14 protein-coding genes are annotated in these 17544 nt (G+C 62.8%); 10 read left to right on the top strand and 4 right to left on the bottom strand.

Annotation, left to right across the window (positions count from 1 at the left end; translation table 11 throughout):
- The first annotated feature begins 11 nt into the window (after positions 1–11).
- On the top strand, positions 12–659 hold the full coding sequence (locus ACR3EK_RS15750; RefSeq protein ID WP_480633858.1) for a DUF899 family protein: 648 nt from the start codon (positions 12–14) through the stop codon (positions 657–659).
- Positions 660–713: 54 nt separating this feature from the next.
- Here the strand turns inward: ACR3EK_RS15750 and ahcY are convergent, their stop codons facing one another.
- Positions 714–2102, bottom strand: coding sequence for an adenosylhomocysteinase (gene ahcY / locus ACR3EK_RS15745; protein ID WP_170433499.1), 1389 nt, complete (start codon positions 2100–2102; stop codon positions 714–716).
- Positions 2103–2201: 99 nt separating this feature from the next.
- Positions 2202–2516: a hypothetical protein gene (locus tag ACR3EK_RS15740; RefSeq protein WP_170361060.1), complete on the bottom strand. Its 315-nt coding sequence runs from the start codon at positions 2514–2516 to the stop codon at positions 2202–2204.
- Between the two features lie 204 nt (positions 2517–2720).
- On the opposite strand from ACR3EK_RS15740, the gene ACR3EK_RS15735 reads away from it, so the two are divergent.
- Both ACR3EK_RS15735 and ACR3EK_RS15730 read left to right on the top strand, forming a co-directional pair.
- On the top strand, positions 2721–3314 hold the full coding sequence (locus tag ACR3EK_RS15735; RefSeq protein WP_170433501.1) for an HD domain-containing protein: 594 nt from the start codon (positions 2721–2723) through the stop codon (positions 3312–3314).
- Between the two features lie 294 nt (positions 3315–3608).
- Complete coding sequence (locus tag ACR3EK_RS15730; RefSeq protein WP_480633857.1) at positions 3609–4682, top strand: alpha/beta hydrolase; 1074 nt, start codon at positions 3609–3611, stop codon at positions 4680–4682.
- Positions 4683–4732: 50 nt separating this feature from the next.
- Here ACR3EK_RS15730 and ACR3EK_RS15725 read toward each other — a convergent pair whose 3' ends face one another.
- Positions 4733–5287, bottom strand: a complete 555-nt coding sequence (locus tag ACR3EK_RS15725) for an ActR/PrrA/RegA family redox response regulator transcription factor (protein WP_093963867.1) — start codon at positions 5285–5287, stop codon at positions 4733–4735.
- Positions 5288–5367: 80 nt separating this feature from the next.
- The gene (locus ACR3EK_RS15720) at positions 5368–5994 is read right to left on the bottom strand and encodes an SCO family protein (RefSeq protein WP_170340640.1); all 627 of its coding nucleotides are present in this window, start codon (positions 5992–5994) and stop codon (positions 5368–5370) included.
- Between the two features lie 90 nt (positions 5995–6084).
- Here ACR3EK_RS15720 and regB point away from each other — a divergent pair, with 90 nt between their 5' ends.
- The 7 genes from regB (at position 6085) to addA (ending at position 17529) form a co-directional block, all read left to right on the top strand.
- Entirely contained in the window at positions 6085–7482 is a 1398-nt protein-coding gene (gene regB, locus ACR3EK_RS15715) for a sensor histidine kinase RegB (RefSeq protein ID WP_480633856.1), read from the top strand.
- 66 nt (positions 7483–7548) lie between these two features.
- The gene (locus tag ACR3EK_RS15710; RefSeq protein WP_480633855.1) at positions 7549–9057 is read left to right on the top strand and encodes a PAS-domain containing protein; all 1509 of its coding nucleotides are present in this window, start codon (positions 7549–7551) and stop codon (positions 9055–9057) included.
- 41 nt (positions 9058–9098) lie between these two features.
- A complete protein-coding gene (tsaE, locus tag ACR3EK_RS15705) occupies positions 9099–9569 on the top strand; it encodes a tRNA (adenosine(37)-N6)-threonylcarbamoyltransferase complex ATPase subunit type 1 TsaE (RefSeq protein WP_480633854.1) in 471 nt (156 codons plus the stop codon).
- The gene (locus tag ACR3EK_RS15700) at positions 9566–10570 is read left to right on the top strand and encodes an aminoglycoside phosphotransferase family protein (RefSeq protein ID WP_480633853.1); all 1005 of its coding nucleotides are present in this window, start codon (positions 9566–9568) and stop codon (positions 10568–10570) included. The genes tsaE and ACR3EK_RS15700 overlap by 4 nt, the downstream gene beginning before the upstream one ends.
- Positions 10567–11253, top strand: coding sequence for a nucleotidyltransferase family protein (locus ACR3EK_RS15695; RefSeq protein ID WP_170391400.1), 687 nt, complete (start codon positions 10567–10569; stop codon positions 11251–11253). The genes ACR3EK_RS15700 and ACR3EK_RS15695 overlap by 4 nt, the downstream gene beginning before the upstream one ends.
- On the top strand, positions 11246–14173 hold the full coding sequence (gene addB / locus ACR3EK_RS15690; RefSeq protein ID WP_480633852.1) for a double-strand break repair protein AddB: 2928 nt from the start codon (positions 11246–11248) through the stop codon (positions 14171–14173). The genes ACR3EK_RS15695 and addB overlap by 8 nt, the downstream gene beginning before the upstream one ends.
- The gene (gene addA / locus ACR3EK_RS15685) at positions 14170–17529 is read left to right on the top strand and encodes a double-strand break repair helicase AddA (protein WP_480633851.1); all 3360 of its coding nucleotides are present in this window, start codon (positions 14170–14172) and stop codon (positions 17527–17529) included. Before addB ends, addA begins: the two co-directional genes overlap by 4 nt.
- Positions 17530–17544: the final 15 nt, after the last annotated feature.

Below are 17544 nucleotides of genomic sequence, written 5' to 3'. Positions count from 1 at the left end.
AGGAGACTGCCATGACCATCGCCCTACCGAACGAAAGCGCCGAATACCGAACCGCCCGAAATGCTCTGTTGGCCGCCGAAGCCGATCTGCGTGCGCGGGTCGAGGAAGTGGCCGCGCTGCGCCGGACCTTGCCCAAGGGCGGCCAAATCCCGCAGGATTACGCGTTTCGGGACCTCGGGGGCAAAATTGCCCCGATTTCAAGCCTGTTCGGTGATCATGACACTCTGGTCGTGTATTCGCTGATGTTTGGCCCCAAGGCGAAGGACCCCTGCCCCATGTGCTCGGCCTTTCTGGACGGGCTGACCGGGCAGGTCGCACATCTGACCCGAAAAACCGCCTTTGCGGTCGTGGCGCAGAATACACCGGATGCCCTGGCTGCGCTGAGCCAGCGCATGGGCTGGCAGGATCTGCCGCTCTATTCCGCGTTGGATACAACGTACCAGCAAGACTATCTGGCCGAGACCGAGGACGGAAACCAGTTGCCGATTCTGAACGTGTTTCAACGCGATGCGGATGGCATTCACCATTTCTGGAGCTCCGAGCTGTTCTTTCAGCCCAGCGACTGGCATCCACGCCATGTCGATGCTGCCTGGCCCCTGTGGAACATTCTGGACCTGACGCCGCAGGGGCGCGGCGATTTCGTGCCGCCGCTCCGCTGAGCGCAACAAAAAAGGCGGCCCAAATGGCCGCCTTCTCCGCGTATTTCTGACGGATCAATACCGGTAATGCTCGGGCTTGAACGGGCCTTCGGGCGTAACGCCGATGTAATCCGCCTGTTCCTTGTCCAGCTTGGTCAGCTTGACGCCGATCCGGTCCAGATGCAGGCGTGCAACCTTCTCGTCCAGGTGCTTGGGCAGGATATAGACCTTGTTCTCGTACTGGTCGCCTTTGGTGAACAGTTCGATCTGGGCCAGAACCTGATTGGTGAACGAGGCCGACATCACGAAGGACGGGTGTCCGGTGGCATTGCCCAGGTTCAACAGACGGCCTTCGGACAGCAGGATGATGCGGTTGCCCGAGGGCATCTCGATCATGTCCACCTGGTCCTTGATGTTGGTCCATTTGTGGTTTTTCAGGCTGGCCACCTGAATCTCGTTGTCGAAATGGCCGATATTTCCGACGATGGCCATGTCCTTCATCTCGCGCATGTGCTCGATGCGGATCACGTCCTTGTTGCCGGTGGTGGTGATGAAGATGTCGGCGGTCGAAACCACGTCTTCCAGCAGAACCACCTCGAACCCGTCCATGGCGGCCTGCAGGGCGCAGATCGGGTCGACCTCGGTCACCTTCACGCGGGCGCCAGCGCCGCGCAGGGACGCGGCCGAGCCCTTGCCCACGTCGCCATAGCCACAGACCACGGCAACCTTGCCAGCCATCATCGTATCGGTGGCGCGGCGGATACCGTCGACCAGCGATTCCTTGCAGCCGTACTTGTTGTCGAACTTCGACTTGGTGACGCTGTCATTCACGTTGATCGCCGGGAACGGCAGTTGGCCGTCCTTGACCAGCTGATACAGGCGGTTGACGCCGGTGGTGGTTTCCTCGGACACGCCCTTGATCTGATCGCGTACCTTGGTGAACCAGCCCGGGCTGGCGGCCATCCGCTTCTTGATCTGCGCCTTGATGACTTCTTCCTCTTCCGAGGACGGGACGGGGATGATGTCCTCGCCCGCTTCGGCGCGCGCGCCCAGCAGGATGTACAGCGTGGCGTCGCCGCCATCATCCAGGATCATGTTCGGGCCGTCTTCGAACAGGAAAGACTTGTCGAGATAGTCCCAATGCTCTTCCAGAGTCTGGCCCTTGATGGCAAAGACAGGAATGCCCGCCTCGGCGATGGCCGCTGCCGCATGGTCCTGGGTCGAGAAGATGTTGCACGACGCCCAGCGCACATCCGCGCCCAGCGCGACCAGCGTTTCGATCAGCACGGCAGTCTGGATCGTCATGTGCAACGACCCGACGATGCGCGCCCCTTTCAGCGGCTTGTTGTCGCCGTATTCCGCACGCAGAGCCATAAGGCCCGGCATTTCGGTTTCCGCGATATCCAATTCCTTGCGGCCGAACCCGGCCAGTGAAATGTCTTTGACGATGTAGTCGCCAGCCATCAGATGCTCCATTCCGATCAACAACGGTTTGGGCAGCCCCTAACACCGTTGGGGAAAAGTGGCAATGTGGGTGGCAGTGGACCGCGAGCGGCGCTCAGTTCAACTGGGCGTCCCCTCGGCTTGAATCTTTGGGATCGCTTCAAAGAAATCGGTGCCGGCGGCGACAATGCAGCTGATGCCGTTGGCGTGGGTCACCAGAACGGTATAGGTCCCGCTTTCGCGTGAGGCCCATACCTCCATGACCGTTTGTCCGCCTCGCGAGTTCTGCAAGCCGCCAAAGGCAAGCTCCTCTGAATAGGATTGCTGCAGTTTGGCGATCACATCTCCGCGCAAGGCACAGTTCTGTGCCAATGCAGGCGGCGCTGCCGCAGCCATTCCAAAGACAAGTGCCAGTCCGAATACACGCTTGAACATGACAGGCTCCTTTCGGTTGGGTTTCAATCCGAGAGGGGCACACTGGGAGGAGCGTATGCCCCCCTCAGTCTTCATGTCGTGATCACAAGGTGCCGGTTCAAAGCACGATTGCTCAAGAAATTGTTGGCAGCCAGTGATCAGGATGGCTTAAGCATAGCATAAAACCGGATCTCGGGCACGGTGGACAAGATGGGGCATGGCAGAATGGCAACACAACCCAGGGCATGGCAACGGATGCTGTCGGGCCGCAGGCTGGACCTGCTGGACCCGACACCGGTGGATGTCGAGATCGAGGATATCGCCCATGGTCTGGCTTTCGTGGCGCGCTGGAACGGCCAGACGGCGGGTGATTTCGCCTATTCCGTGGCCGAGCATTCCCTGCTGGTCGAAGAGCTGTTCGGCCGGATCGCCCCCAAGGCGCCAGTGAAATGGCGGCTGGCGGCGCTGCTGCACGATGCGCCGGAATATGTGATCGGCGACATGATCTCGCCGGTGAAGGCCGCGGTCGGCCCGGGCTATGGCGCGCTGGACGACCGGCTGGCGGCTGCAATCCACATCCGCTTTGGCCTGCCCGCCGCGGTGCCGAAAACGGTGAAACGTCAGATCAAGAAAGCCGACCGGATCAGCGCGTGGATGGAGGCCACCCAGATCGCGGGGTTTTCCGAGGCCGAGGCAACCAAGTTCTTCGGCCGACCGGACGCGGCGGTGATGGAGAGGTTGCAGATCACACTCAGGCCACCGGTTGAGGTTCGGCAGGCATATACGGCGCGGCACGCGGAGCTGTTGGCGGAGCTATGAAACTCGAATGGTAACGGAATCTTGCTTGCCCCCAGCCGCATATTTGCCTTTGCGGCGCCCACGCAGTCCGTGTGACTAAACTCCGAAGAACGGCCTCATTTACTCAATATCGTTCCGCAGAGAAGACACTGCTTGAGCCAAAAAAAGCGGCTCCAGCGTTCGTCGGTTGACAGAAGAACGGCACCGTCAGTCTAATGAGGCGCAACCGAACCGAGTGATCGTCGTTGTATGAAACGCCTCAGAATTGGAACTTCGGATCTACCGCGCGCATTCCGGCTTCTGTGTTTATCCACAATGATGTTGCTGGGAGCGGCTTCATGCGGCCGCCCGCCGGAATTGGTAGGGATCGATAATCCAAGACTGCCTGCATCTGAGGTAAAAGAGGCCAAGCGCCAAACAGTCTTCATTGCCACGACGCGTCAAGCGTCCGGTGCAGAAGGGGTCTTCTTTTCCGGTGACCGCGGTGAGGGTTTGGGCTTGGCTTCAGTAGTCGTCACCATCCCGCCAATTCACAAAGCAGGGAAAATTGAAAGAGCCAGCTCTCTGCCACCTATTGCCTCAAAGCACTTCACCATAGTTGAACCAAAAGTCTATGTTTCGGAAGCCGCCTTTGTTTCTGAAATTGACAATCAGTTACTGAACCTCAGCGTTTCCGACAGAAACGTTCTGGTCTTTGTGCACGGCTACAACACGACCCTGAGCGATGCCATCCTTAGATTGGCACAGTTTGTCGAGGATACCGAGTATGACGGGATCCCCGTATTGATGTCATGGGCGTCTGCTGCAGAGACTCTGAAATACGTCTACGATATCAACAGCGCCCTCGCTGCCAGATCAGACTTTTTGAAAGCCGGTGAGATCATTTCGCGATCACAGGCTCAACAATTTGACATACTCGCGTTTTCGATGGGAGCGTTCCTTACGATGGAAGCCATCTCACAAGCCGAAATTGCTGGCGAGTTTAATCCCAACAAAAAAATTCGAAACATAATTCTGGCAGCACCCGATATCGATTTGGCGGTATTCGAAAGCCAGCTCTCAACTATCACCCACGACAATCAGAAAATCTTTGTTCTCGTATCCTCGGACGACGGAGCCTTGAGTTTTTCGAAGTTCATTTCTGGCGGAGTCGACCGTGTTGGCACAGCCGATGCCGCCGAACTCGCAAAGTCAGGAGTCACCGTTATTGATCTCAGCCAAGTACAGGACTCTCAAAGCACAAGTCACTCGAAATTTGCTTCGTCCCCTGAGGTTGTTCGAATTGCTGGTGAAGCAATCCGCACGAGCGGACGGACCGGCAGGCGTTCTACAACAGAACTTCAGGACCTTATTGGCGAAGGTTCAGTGGAAGTTGTAGGCGAACCTTAATTTCTTGATTTCCCAAGCCTGTTGCCAGAATAGTGCCGATCGGCAAAACGCTACCGCGGGCTGCGTTTCGCCAGAATCCGCTGCAAGGTCCGGCGGTGCATGTTCAGACGCCGCGCTGTTTCCGAGACGTTTCGGTCACACAGCTCGTAAACCCGCTGGATGTGCTCCCACCGCACGCGGTCCGCGCTCATGGGGTTTTCGGGGGGCGGGGGCAGTTCGTCGCCCTTGGCCAGCAGCGCGTTGGTGATGTCGGTGGCGTCGGCAGGTTTCGACAGATAGTCGGTGGCGCCGATTTTCACCGCCGCCACGGCAGTCGCAATTGCACCGTATCCGGTCAGAACCACGACCCGGCTGTCGGGGCGCTTTTCCCGCAGCACCTCGACCACGTCCAGCCCGTTGCCGTCCTCGAGCCGCAGGTCCACCACGGCAAAGGCAGGCGGGCGGGCGGTGGCGATCGCGCGTCCGGCGGCGACGGAACCGGCGGTTTCCACCTCGAACCCGCGCTTTTCCATCGCTCTGGCGAGACGTCTCAGAAACGGCTCGTCATCATCCACCAAAAGCAGGGATTTGTCGGGGCCGATGTCAAGCTGAGCACTGTCTGCCATGGTGTGGTCTTTCTGCTATTTCATGCCGGTAGGCTTTGAGATGAGTAATAGCAGCGCCACACCAAAGGTCAAACCGACGGTTACTCTGCCGCCTGGTCCACAAAGCAGGCAACGGTGTCGGCCATCTGCTCGGCCGTCGCGTCGCGTTTGAAAAACTCAAGGAACCCGTCCTGCGGCGTGACGAGGTAGGTAAATGTCGAATGGTCGACGAGGTAGTACTCGTCGCTCTTGTCCTGGGCCTTGTAATAGGTCTTGTAGGCCTGGCTCGCGGCCTTGACCTGTTCCGGCGTACCGGTGAGGCCAATCATCTTTTCATGCAGGTTGTAGGCAAAATCCCCCACGACGTCGGGGGTGTCCCGATCCGGGTCCACCGAGATGAAGATCGGAGTGACCGAATAACCGCGCTCGGTCAGCAGGTCGACCGCCTCGGCATTGCGGGTGGTGTCCAGCGGGCAGACATCGGGGCAGAAAGTATAACCGAAATAGATCAGCGAGGGTTCGGTGATCACGTCTTTGTCGGTCACGGTTTCACCCTTGGAGTTGATCAACTCGAACGGGCCGCCGATGGTTGCGGTGCCGCCTGCAATCTGGCTCGACCGGCACTGGGCAAACTTGTCATCCGAGCCGCCGCCGCGCGTCATCAGCCACATGGCGCCCAGGCCCACGGCCAGCACGACGGTTGCAAGAATGGCATAAAGGCGGGTCATGGCGAAATTCCTGACACATGGGGTTGTTGATCGGTTCGGCCGGGACACCTATCAAGTTGACCAGCGGACGCAACAGGACATAATCGCCCGATGACGGATTCCAACACCAGCCTCTGGCGCGGACAGGAACGCAGCAGCTGGATCCGGCTGCGCACGCTGATCCTGCTGCGGTGGGTGGCAATCATCGGCCAGATCACGGCCATCACCGTTGCCCAGCAGACCTATCACGTCCAGCTGGAGCTTGGGCTGTGCTACCTTGCTATCGGTGTTTCGGTCATGGGCAACCTGACCGCCATCCTGCTGTTCCCGCAGAACAAGCGCCTGTCGGAATTTGAAAACTTCCTCATGGTGATGTTCGACCTGCTGCAGCTGGCTTTCCTGCTGTATCTCACAGGCGGTCTGAACAACCCGTTTGCCCTGCTTTTGCTGGGCCCCGTGACGATTGCGGCCAACGTCATGAGCACCCGGTCGACCCTGATCATCGGGGGCGCCGCAATCGTGCTGGCGACGCTTCTGGCCCAGTTTCACCTGCCGCTGCGCACCGATCTCGGCCTTGTTCTGGACATCCCCGACATCCTGCTGTTCGGCAACTGGGCCGCCATCGTGATCGCGATCGTATTCATCGGCGCCTATTCGCACCGCATCAGCGCCGAAGTTCAGTCGATGTCCGAGGCGCTGGCCGCCACCCATATGGCCCTGGCGCGCGAGCAGAAGCTGACCGACCTCGGCGGCGTTGTCGCCGCCGCCGCGCACGAGTTGGGGACCCCACTGGCCACGATCAAGCTGACCAGCTCGGAACTGATCGAAGAATTGGACGACCGCCCGGACCTGAAAGAAGACGCCGCCCTGATCCGCGAACAGGCCGACCGATGCCGCGACATCCTGCGCGACATGGGTCGGGCCGGCAAAGATGACCTGCACCTGCGCCAGGCACCTTTGTCCGCCGTGATCCACGAGGCGGCCGAGCCCCATATACACAGGGGCAAACAGGTACATTTTGACGAAGGCCCGGGGCCTGACGGGGATGTCCAGCAGCCCTCGATCCTGCGCAAGCCCGAGATCATTCATGGGCTGCGAAACCTGATCCAGAACGCCGTGGACTTTGCCCGCGCACAAGTCTGGGTCGAGGCCGAATGGACGCCGGACCGGATCACCGTCAGCATCATGGATGACGGGCGTGGTTATCCGTCACACATCATCGGCCGTATCGGTGACCCGTTCATGCGCCGCAGACGCGCCGAAAGCGATCTGCGCACACGCCCCGAATACGAGGGTATGGGGTTGGGCCTATTCATCGCAAAAACGCTCTTGGAGCGCAGCGGCGCCGAACTGAAATTTGCAAATGGGTCAGACCCTTACCAGGCGGTGACGGACCAGGCCGAGCGACGCGGTGCAATCGTGCTGGTGATATGGCCGCGCAAGCTGATCGATGCGCAGACAGGCGACAACCCGGTGCCATCGGGCGTGAACGAACGGTTCCAGGTCTGAGTTAAGACACCGTTAACTATTTAAGCGCAAAGTCGGGTCCGGTTTGTTTTTGGGGTAGGCGGCACTGTGGCCGACTGGATCATACTTGCGGCGACCAGCCTGGTTTCGTCGGGCTTTGCCCTGCAGTGGCTCATGCCGCGCCGTCCGCGGCGTGGTGACAATTTTGGTTTGTCTGCGCCGGCTTCGTTGTTGGATGCGGTGTTTTTGTTCAACGGAAGCCGCCTGATCAGCCACTCCGACACCGCCCTGTCCGGGTTCGAGGCGGTGAATGACTGGGATGATCTCAGGCGCCTGTTGCAGCGCGACTTTCCGGCCTTCCCCGAGACTTACGAAACCGTCCGCCAGCAAGGCAATATCGTGGTTTCGGCGATAGATTGTACGGTCGAGCGCGAGGTTCGGTGTGAATGGATCGACGGCATCGTCCGGGTGCAGTTGCGTGATCTGACCGGCATCACCGAACCGACAAGGAGGGATCCGAACGATCCGATCCGCCTCGCCATGGATCGCGCGCCCTACCCCGTGTGGCTTTTGGATCATGCCAACAAGGTAAGATGGTGCAACGCCGCCTATGTCGCGCTGGCCCGCAAGGCGCGCGGGCAGGACACGGATCTGACCCAACCCATGTTCCCTGAACTGACCGAAGACGCGCGGCCCGGCAAGAAGACCCGCGTGTCAATTCCGGTGAAGGACAGCAGCAGCAAGCTGTGGTTCGATCTGACGCTTGTGGGGCTGGACGAAGGTCACCTGCATTACGCGGTCGACGTAAACGCCATTGTCGAGGCCGAGACCGCCCAGCGCAAATTCGTCCAGACGATGACGAAAACCTTCGCGCAACTGTCGATCGGCCTGGCAATCTTTGATCGAAACCGCCAGTTGGCGCTGTTCAACCCCGCCTTGATCGACCTGACCGCATTGCCGCCCGACTTCCTGAGTTGCCGGCCGAATATCTCAAGCTTCTTTGACCGCCTTCGGGATCAGCACATGATGCCCGAACCCAAGAACTACCGCAGTTGGCGCCGGCAGATGAACGATCTTCTGGAAGCGGCCGAGGACGGAAACTATCAGGAAACCTGGTCACTGCCGTCGGGCTCAGTCTATTCGGTCAACGGTCGCCCCCATCCCGACGGCGCCGTCGCCTTTCTGTTCGAGGACATCACGGCCGAGATCACCCTGACCCGCCGGTTCCGGTCCGAGATGGACCTTATGCAGTCAATCCTCGACAAGCTTGCGGACGCCGTCGCAGTTTTTGCCGATGACGGGACACTGGCTTTCACCAACTACGCCTACCAGCTGCTGTGGGGAGACTCGGACGAGGTCGGCTTTGAACCAGCCACGGTTCTGGACGTCACGCGCCAGTGGCAGTCGCAATGCCAGGCCAATCCAATTCTGGGTGATATTCGGGACTTCGTGGAAATGCGCAACAACCGGGCCGAGTGGAGCTCTGATCTGTACAAGCGCGACGGCACCCGGCTCTTGTGTACGGTCAGCCCTATCCAGAATGGCGCAACCATCGTCCGGTTCACGATCGAACACGCGCGTGGAGAAACGCCGGATATGTTGCAGATCACCGCCTGAACCGGGTTGCAGAGGGTTCGGCCCCCGTTCATTGTGGCGCCATGAATTCGCCCGCTTCGATCACTCTGACATCACCGGAAGAAACCGCCGATCTGGCCAGCCGCCTGTCCGCCCATTTGGCGCCCGGCGACGTTATTTTGCTGGACGGCCCAATCGGCAGTGGCAAAACCCATTTTGCACGCAATCTGATCCAATCGGCCCTGCCTGTGCCCGAAGATGTGCCATCGCCCACATTCACGCTGATTCAGGTTTACGATGGTGAAGCCGGCGAAATCTGGCACTCCGACCTGTACCGGCTTACCTCGGTGGATGAGATCGAGGAATTGGGCCTGACCGAGGCCTTTGATACGGCGATCTGCCTTGTGGAATGGCCTGACAAGCTGGGTCCGCTACAACCGGCCTCGGCCCTGTTGCTGCAGTTTCACGCCGACCCTGCTGCCGAAGAAACCCGACACCTGACGCTGACGTGGTCCGACCCCAAGTGGACCGACAAATTGAAGAGGATCGCATGACCAACCGCGCAGTTCTGGCCGAGGCGCTGATCGCACGGACCCCTTGGGCCAAAGCCTCGCACGCGCCGCTGGCCGGAGACGCCTCGAACCGCCGGTATGAACGTCTGACCGACCCGGACACCGGGCGGACCGCCGTTTTGATGGACGCGCCCCCGGACAAGGGGGAAGACGTGGAACCGTTTGTCAGGGTGGCAGAATACCTGCGGTCCGTCGATCTGAGCGCGCCCGAGATTCTTGCCGAGGACGCCGAGAACGGGTTCCTCCTACTGGAGGATTTCGGCGACGATCTGTTTGCCCGCCTGATCGAGAAGCAACCGAAAGTCGAGCGTGAATTGTACGAGGCCGCAACCGACGTGCTGATCCATCTGCACTCTGGGCCCCTGCCCTCATTGGACAGCTATGACCCGTCCCTCATGGCGGAATTGTCGGCTCTTGCCTTCACCAAATATGCCCAAGGGATACAAGGCGCCTATGACCAAGACGCCCATGATCGTTTTCAGCATCGGTTCGCCGACATATTGCTGCAGGAAACCTCGGGCACGCGGGTGGCGACCCTAAGGGACTACCATGCCGAGAACCTGATCTGGCTGCCTGAGCGCGACGGGGTCCGCCGGGTCGGTCTGCTGGATTTTCAAAGCGCAATGCTGTGCCATCCCGCCTATGACCTGATGTCGTTGCTGCAGGATGTCCGCCGCACTGTGCCCGCCGCAATCGAAATGAGCATGGTCAACCGCTACATCACGGCAACAGGTGTGGATGACCACGATTTCCGCACGGCGTACAGTGTCCTCGGCGCCCAACGCAACCTGCGGATACTGGGTGGATTTGCCCGCCTTGCCACCGACTATGGCAAACCGCATTACGTGGATCTTATCCCGGCGGCTTGGGCTCATCTGATGCGCGATCTCGAGCATCCGGCGCTGGTCTCGGTCGCGGATCTGGTTCGGCAGGCGCTGCCATCCCCAACGCCCGAAAACCTTGCAAGGCTGAGGGCCGGATGACCGATACACCCGAGGCCATCATGCTGTTTGCCGCCGGTTTCGGCACCCGCATGGGCGCGTTGACCCGCACCCGACCCAAGCCGCTGATCCCAGTGGCCGGACGGCCGCTGATCGACCATGCGCTGGACCTGACGGATGCGCTAAGGCCGCGCCGGGTGGTCGCGAACCTGCATTACCTGGCTGATCAGCTGACAGATCATTTGGCGCCACGTGGTGTCCTGCTTTCACACGAACAGCCGGACATCCTGGAAACCGGCGGCGGATTGCGCGCGGCCCTGCCGCTGCTGGGTCCGGGGCCGGTTTTCACGATGAACACCGATGCGATCTGGTCCGGGCCCAACCCTTTGGAGTTGCTGAAGGCGGCTTGGGATCCGGCGCGGATGGACGCTCTGTTGATCTGCGTGCCGATCGCACAGACGATCGGACATGCAGGCCTCGGAGATTTCAGGATCGACCCCCAAGGCCGGCTTGAACGCGGGCCGGGTCACGTCTATGGCGGCATTCAGATCCTGAAGACCGACGGTCTGGCGGACATTCCGGAAAAAGCGTTCTCGCTCAATATCTTGTGGGACCGGATGCACCGCGATGGCCGGCTGTACGGTCTGCAGTATCCCGGGCGCTGGTGCGATGTGGGCCGGCCCGAAGGCATCGCCCTGGCCGAGGAGATGCTGGCCGATGTTTGAACCCAGCGCCACCCCCCGGGTCTTTGCGGTGCCGCCCGGTGCGGATTTTCCGCAGGCACTGGTGCGTGGGCTGCGGGCGCGCTGCGACGGCCACCCGCCCGAGGCACTGGCCCGCGTGCAACTGGTGCTGAACACCCGCCGCATGGCCCGCCGCGTGCGCGAGCTGTTCGATCAGGGTCCGCCCTGCCTGTTGCCCCGCATTTCGCTGGTGACCGATCTGGGCGAAAGCGTCGATCTGGATCAGGTACCGCCCGCCGTGCCGCCCTTGCGTCGCCGGCTGGAACTGACGCAACTGGTGGCGCGACTTCTGGACCAGCAACCGGACCTGGCCGCACGGTCCTCGCTGTTCGACCTGTCCGACAGCCTCGCCGCCCTGATCGAAGAGATGCAGGGCGAAGGCGTCCCGCCCGAGGCAATCCGGCAGCTGGACGTGACCGACCTGTCGGGCCATTGGGCACGGGCGCAGGCCTTCATCGGCATCGCCGACCAGTTCCTGAAGACCGAGGATGGCAGCCTGGACGTGCAGGCCCGCCAACGCCGCGTGGTCGAGAACCTGATCGCCCGCTGGCAGGACGCGCCGCCGCAACACCCGGTGATCCTGGCCGGGTCCACCGGCTCGCGCGGAACCACGCTGATGCTGATGCAGGCGGTGGCGCGGCTACCGCAGGGGGCGCTGATCCTGCCGGGGTACGATTTCGACCAGCCCGCCCATGTCTGGGAGCGGCTGGATTCGGCAATGACCTCGGAGGATCACCCGCAATACCGGTTCCGCAAGCTGATGACCGAACTGGGGATCGGGCCGGCCCAGATTGCAGCCTGGACCCCGGACCAGCCCCCCTCGCCCGCGCGCAACCGTCTGGTTTCATTGGCATTGCGCCCTGCCCCGATCACCGATGCCTGGATGAGCGAAGGCCCGCAGCTGCGCGATCTGGATGCCGCGACTCGCAACATCACCTTGGTCGAGGCGCAATCGCCGCGGGCCGAGGCGCTGGCCATCGCCCTGCGCCTGCGGCAGGCGGCCGAGACCGGCCAGACCGCCGCCCTGATCACCCCCGACCGGATGCTGACCCGCCAGGTCAGCGCCGCGCTGGACCGCTGGAACATCCTGCCCGATGACAGCGCCGGCCTGCCGCTGCAACTGTCGCCACCGGGCCGGTTCCTGCGCCATGTGGCCGGGCTGTTCGCGCGCCGTCTGGATGCCGAGGCACTGCTGACCCTGCTGAAACACCCTTTGTGTCACAGCGCCGGCGACCGCGGCGCGCATCTGTTGCACAGCCGCGATCTGGAACTGCACCTGCGCCGCAACGGCCCGCCCTTCCCCGACAGCGCCAGCCTGACAGGTTTTGCCGTCGAAAAAGACGTGCCGGATGCGTGGGCTCTGTGGCTGATCCGCAATTTCTGCAACCAGCAGATCAGCGGCACCCTGCCCCTGACCGACTGGGTGCAGCGCCTGCGCGATCTGGCCGAGGCGATTGCTAGCGCCGGAACCGACGGCGCGGGCGAGTTGTGGGACAAGAACGCAGGTCAATCGGCGCTGGCGGTGATCTCGGGACTTGCAGACGAGGCCGAGCACGGCGGCGAGATGACGGCGCTGGATTTCGCCGATCTGCTGGGCGCGCTGCTGGCCGGGCAAGAGGTCCGCGACCGCGACGCCCCCCACCCGCGGATCATGATCTGGGGCACGCTCGAAGCGCGCGTTCAGGGTGCCGACCTGCTGATCCTGGGCGGGTTGAACGAAGGCAGCTGGCCCGAGGCTCCCGCGCCAGACCCCTGGCTGAACCGCCAGATGCGCGACCGTGCCGGCCTGTTGCTGCCGGAACGGCGAATCGGCCTGTCGGCGCATGATTTCCAGCAGGCCATCGGCGCGACCGAGGTCTGGCTGACCCGCGCGGTCCGCTCGGATGATGCCGAAACCGTGCCGTCACGCTGGCTGAACCGGTTGACCAACCTGTTGCAGGGCCTGCCGGATCAGGGCGGCCGCGCGGCGCTGGAACAGATGCGCGACCGGGGCAAGACATGGCTGCGCTGGTCCGAGATGCTGGAACAGGCGCCCCGGATCGCCGCCGCACCGCGTCCTTCACCGCGCCCGCCGGTGGCCGCGCGCCCGCGCCGCCTTTCGGTGACCGAGATCAAGCGGCTGATCCGCGACCCTTATGCGATCTATGCCAAGCACGTCCTGCGCCTGAAACCGCTGGACCCACTGGTACAGGCGCCCGACGCCCTGCTGCGCGGCATCGTGATCCACGAGATCCTGGAACATTTCGTCAAGGACAGCGTGCTGGACGGTGCGCTGCTGACCCGCGACAACTTCCTGAAACGGGCCGAGGCGCTGCTGGATCAGCATGTCGCCTGGCCCACCGCCCGGAAACTGTGGCTGGCGCGGCTGGAGCGGATCGCCGACGACTTTCTGCGCGCCGAGATCAGCAGCCGCAGCGACGGCGGCCCGATCGCGTTCGAGGCAAAGATGCGCCTGACGCTGGAACCGCTTGGGTTCACCCTGAATGGCCGCGCCGACCGGATCGACCGCAACAGCCGCGGCGCGTTGACCATCATCGACTACAAGACCGGCACGCCGCCCTCGGAATCGCAGCAGGCCAAGTTCGACAAACAGCTGCTGATCGAGGCCGCGATGGCCGAGCAGGGCGGGATCGACGGATTTGACCCGATGGCCGTGGCCAGCGCCGTGTTCATCGGTATGGGCGGCACCTACAAAGAGGTCCCGGCACCCCTGGACAAAGAGCCGCCCGACAAGGTTCTGGCCGAGCTGAAAGAGTTGATTTCTGCCTATTTAGAGCCTGATCAGGGCTTTTCGTCGCGCCGGATGATGCACAAGGACAGCGACGTGGGCGATTATGACCACCTGGCGCGGTTCGGCGAATGGGACCGCACCGCCGAAACCAGGCCCGAGGATCTGACATGACCCCGCGCGACGATGCGACCGAACGGCAGGTTCAGGCGGCGCGGCCCGATGCGTCGACCTGGCTGGCGGCCAATGCGGGCTCGGGCAAGACGCGGGTTCTGACCGACCGCGTGGCGCGGCTGCTGCTGGACGGCGTACAGCCGCAGCACATCCTGTGCCTGACCTACACCAAGGCCGCCGCCAGCGAGATGCAGAACCGCCTGTTCAAACGGCTGGGCGAGTGGGCGATGCTGGACGACGCGGCGTTGCTGCGGCAACTGACCGAACTGGGCGTCGAGGGGGTGATCGACCCCGACCGCTTGGCCCGTGCCCGCACCCTGTTCGCGCGCGCCATCGAAACGCCGGGCGGGCTGAAGATCCAGACGATCCACTCGTTCTGCGCCTCGCTGCTGCGGCGGTTCCCGCTCGAGGCCGGGGTCAGCCCGCAGTTTTCCGAGATGGAAGACCGCGCCGCGGCCCTTCTGCGCGAGGAAATCGTCGAGGATTTCGCCGAAGGCCCGCAGGCCCGCCTGATCGAAGACGTGGCCCGCCACATCACCGATACCGGCTTTGACAAGCTGACCGCCGCAATCGCCCAGAAGCGCACCCTGTTCACGCCCGCGCTGCAATGGCCCGAAGTGCTGGCCCGTTTTGGCCTGCCCGAGGGTTTCGACGAGGACGCGCTGCTGGCGCAGGTGTTTCTGGGCGGCGAGGTCGAGCTGATCCGGTCGATCCTTCCGGCGCTGGCGGGCGGCGGCAAGACCGACGCCAAGGCGGCCGAGAAACTGTCGGGCTTCACCGAACCCGCGCTGGGTCAGCTGCCCGTGCTGGAAGACGTGTTCCTGACCGGAAAATCCGCCAAAGAGCCCTTTACCGCCAAGATCGGCAGTTTTCCCACCAAGGCGCTGCGCGAGGGGGCTATGGCGGGGCAGATGGATTCGCTTGAGTCGCTGATGCGGCGTGTCGAGGCCGCGCGGGAAGGGCGCCTGGCGCTGGCAGCAGCCCGCAAATCCATGGTGCTGCACCGCTTCGCGGCGGCATTCCTGCCGGAATATGAGCGCCTCAAGCAACTGCGCGGCTGGCTGGACTTCGACGACCTGATCCTGCGCGCGCGCCTGTTGCTGAACGATCCGGCGGTGGCCGCTTGGGTTCTGTACCGGCTGGATGGCGGCATCGACCACATCCTGGTGGACGAGGCGCAGGACACCAGCCCCGATCAATGGGATGTGGTCGAGAAACTGGCGCAGGAATTCACCAGCGGCGAAGGCGCACGATCAGGGGTCGAGCGCACGATCTTCGTGGTCGGCGACAAGAAACAGTCGATCTATTCCTTCCAGGGGGCCGACCCGCAGGCCTTTGACCGGATGCAGGCCGAGTTCGGGCGGAAACTGCAGGAATCAGGCTCTAAACTGTGGGATTGGACGCTGGAATATTCGTTCCGTTCCTCCAGCTCCATCCTGTCGCTGGTCGATATTCTGTTCGAAAACCGCGCCGAGGCAGGGTTTCAGAAAGAGTCGCAGCACCGCGCCTTCAAAGCCGATCTGCCGGGCCGGGTCGATCTGTGGCCGGTGGTGGAAAAGGTCGAGGACGCGGACGAGGGCGACTGGACCGATCCGGTCGATCGGCCCGCGGCGCAGCATCACACGGTGATCCTGGCCAACCAGATCGCCGCGCGCATCAAGGCCATGATCGACGCCGGAGAAACCATCCCCGAAGACGGCCCCACGCGCGGCACATTCGTACGCCGCAAGGTGCGGCCGGGGGATTTCCTGATCCTGGTGCAGCGCCGCTCGGACCTGTTCGCCGAGATCATCCGCGCCTGCAAGGCCCAGGGTCTGCCGATCGCAGGGGCCGACAGGCTGAAGGTGGGCGCGGAACTGGCGGTCAAGGATCTGGCCGCGTTGCTGAGCTTTCTGGCCACGCCCGAGGATGACCTGTCGCTGGCCACGGTGCTGAAATCGCCGCTGTTCGGCTGGTCCGAGCAGATGCTGTTCGACCTCGCTCATCGCCGGCAGGAAAGGTACCTGTGGGCGGCGCTGCGCCAACGCACCGGGGATTTTGCCGAAACGCTGGCTGTGTTGAACGATCTGCGCGGGCAGGTGGACTTTCTGCGCCCCTATGACCTGATCGAACGGGTGCTGACCCGCCATGACGGCCGTCGCAAATTGTTGGGCCGTCTGGGAGCCGAGGCCGAGGACGGCATCAACGCGCTACTGTCGCAGGCTCTGGCCTATGAGCGGTCGGACATTCCCAGCCTGACCGGTTTCCTGGTCTGGATGCAGACCGACGACCTTGAGATCAAGCGCCAGATGACCGGCGTGGGTAACATGATCCGGGTGATGACGGTGCATGGCTCGAAAGGGCTGGAGGCGCCGATCGTGATCCTGCCGGACACCGGCAAGCGGCAGCCGCCCCGCGATGCCGAGATCATGGTCGCCGACGGAACGCCGCTGTGGAAGGTGCCCGCCGACCTGTCGCCCAGCCTTGTCACCCGTGCCCGCGAAGACGCGCGCCAACGCGAGGAGAACGAGCGGCTGCGTTTGCTGTACGTCGCGCTGACCCGGGCCGAGAAATGGCTGATCGTGGCGGCGGCCGGCGATCTGGGCCGGGACGGGTCCAGCTGGTACCAACTGGTCGAAGAGGCGATGGGCCGGGCAGGGGCAACGGAGATCCCCGACACCGGCATCCGCCGTCTGGCGCATGGCGATTGGGAGGGTCTGCCACTGGACCATCGCCCGACCCCGGAGCCGGTACAGGATACCCTGCCGGACCTGTTCCACCGGCCCGCGCCCGAGCCGATGCCCGATCCCGAGACGCTCAGCCCGTCCGATCTGGGCGGGGCCAAGGCCCTGCCGGGCGAGACCGGACTTGAGGAAGAGGCCGCCAAGCTGCGCGGCACCCGCCTGCACCTGCTGCTCGAGCATCTGGCCCCGGCGCCGCGCGACCGGTGGGATCAGCTCTGCGCCCGGCTTCTGCCCGATATGCAGGACGGTGACCGCCGCGACCTTCTGGCAGAGGCGGCGGGCGTGCTGACCGCACCGGACCTGACCCCCGTCTTTGCCCCGGACGCGCTGGCCGAGGTGCCGGTCTCGGCCACTCTGGACGGTCGCCGGATCCACGGGGTGATCGACCGGTTGATCGTGACGGATGACGTGGTGCAAGTCATTGATTTCAAATCAAACGCCACGGTTCCCGATCGGGCCGAAACCTGCCCCGAGGGCCTGCTGCGCCAGATGGGCGCCTATGCCGCCGCGCTGTCGCTGATCTACCCCGGCCGCGAGATCCGCACCGCGATTTTGTGGACGCGGACGGCGCGCCTGATGTGGCTGCCACACGATCTTGTGACAGATGCGCTGGTGCGGGCCCAGATATCTTGACCTCCCCAATTGGCA

It is taken from the genome of Ruegeria sp. BC8, assembly GCF_056535705.1.
Note: the sequence above shows the minus strand (reverse complement) of the source record. Positions and strands in the feature narration are given on the sequence as shown.

What these genes read in the sequence shown, in the direction of transcription:
- ACR3EK_RS15700 (WP_480633853.1), top strand. Translation starts at nt 9,566, where the DNA reads ATGACCAACCGCGCAGTTCTGGCCGAGGCGCTGATCGCACGGACCCCT.
- ACR3EK_RS15750 (WP_480633858.1), top strand. Translation starts at nt 12, where the DNA reads ATGACCATCGCCCTACCGAACGAAAGCGCCGAATACCGAACCGCCCGA.
- ACR3EK_RS15735 (WP_170433501.1), top strand. Translation starts at nt 2,721, where the DNA reads ATGGCAACACAACCCAGGGCATGGCAACGGATGCTGTCGGGCCGCAGG.
- addA (WP_480633851.1), top strand. Translation starts at nt 14,170, where the DNA reads ATGACCCCGCGCGACGATGCGACCGAACGGCAGGTTCAGGCGGCGCGG.
- ACR3EK_RS15730 (WP_480633857.1), top strand. Translation starts at nt 3,609, where the DNA reads ATGATGTTGCTGGGAGCGGCTTCATGCGGCCGCCCGCCGGAATTGGTA.
- ahcY (WP_170433499.1), bottom strand. Translation starts at nt 2,102, where the DNA reads ATGGCTGGCGACTACATCGTCAAAGACATTTCACTGGCCGGGTTCGGC.
- ACR3EK_RS15740 (WP_170361060.1), bottom strand. Translation starts at nt 2,516, where the DNA reads ATGTTCAAGCGTGTATTCGGACTGGCACTTGTCTTTGGAATGGCTGCG.
- addB (WP_480633852.1), top strand. Translation starts at nt 11,246, where the DNA reads ATGTTTGAACCCAGCGCCACCCCCCGGGTCTTTGCGGTGCCGCCCGGT.
- ACR3EK_RS15720 (WP_170340640.1), bottom strand. Translation starts at nt 5,994, where the DNA reads ATGACCCGCCTTTATGCCATTCTTGCAACCGTCGTGCTGGCCGTGGGC.
- tsaE (WP_480633854.1), top strand. Translation starts at nt 9,099, where the DNA reads ATGAATTCGCCCGCTTCGATCACTCTGACATCACCGGAAGAAACCGCC.
- regB (WP_480633856.1), top strand. Translation starts at nt 6,085, where the DNA reads ATGACGGATTCCAACACCAGCCTCTGGCGCGGACAGGAACGCAGCAGC.
- ACR3EK_RS15695 (WP_170391400.1), top strand. Translation starts at nt 10,567, where the DNA reads ATGACCGATACACCCGAGGCCATCATGCTGTTTGCCGCCGGTTTCGGC.
- ACR3EK_RS15725 (WP_093963867.1), bottom strand. Translation starts at nt 5,287, where the DNA reads ATGGCAGACAGTGCTCAGCTTGACATCGGCCCCGACAAATCCCTGCTT.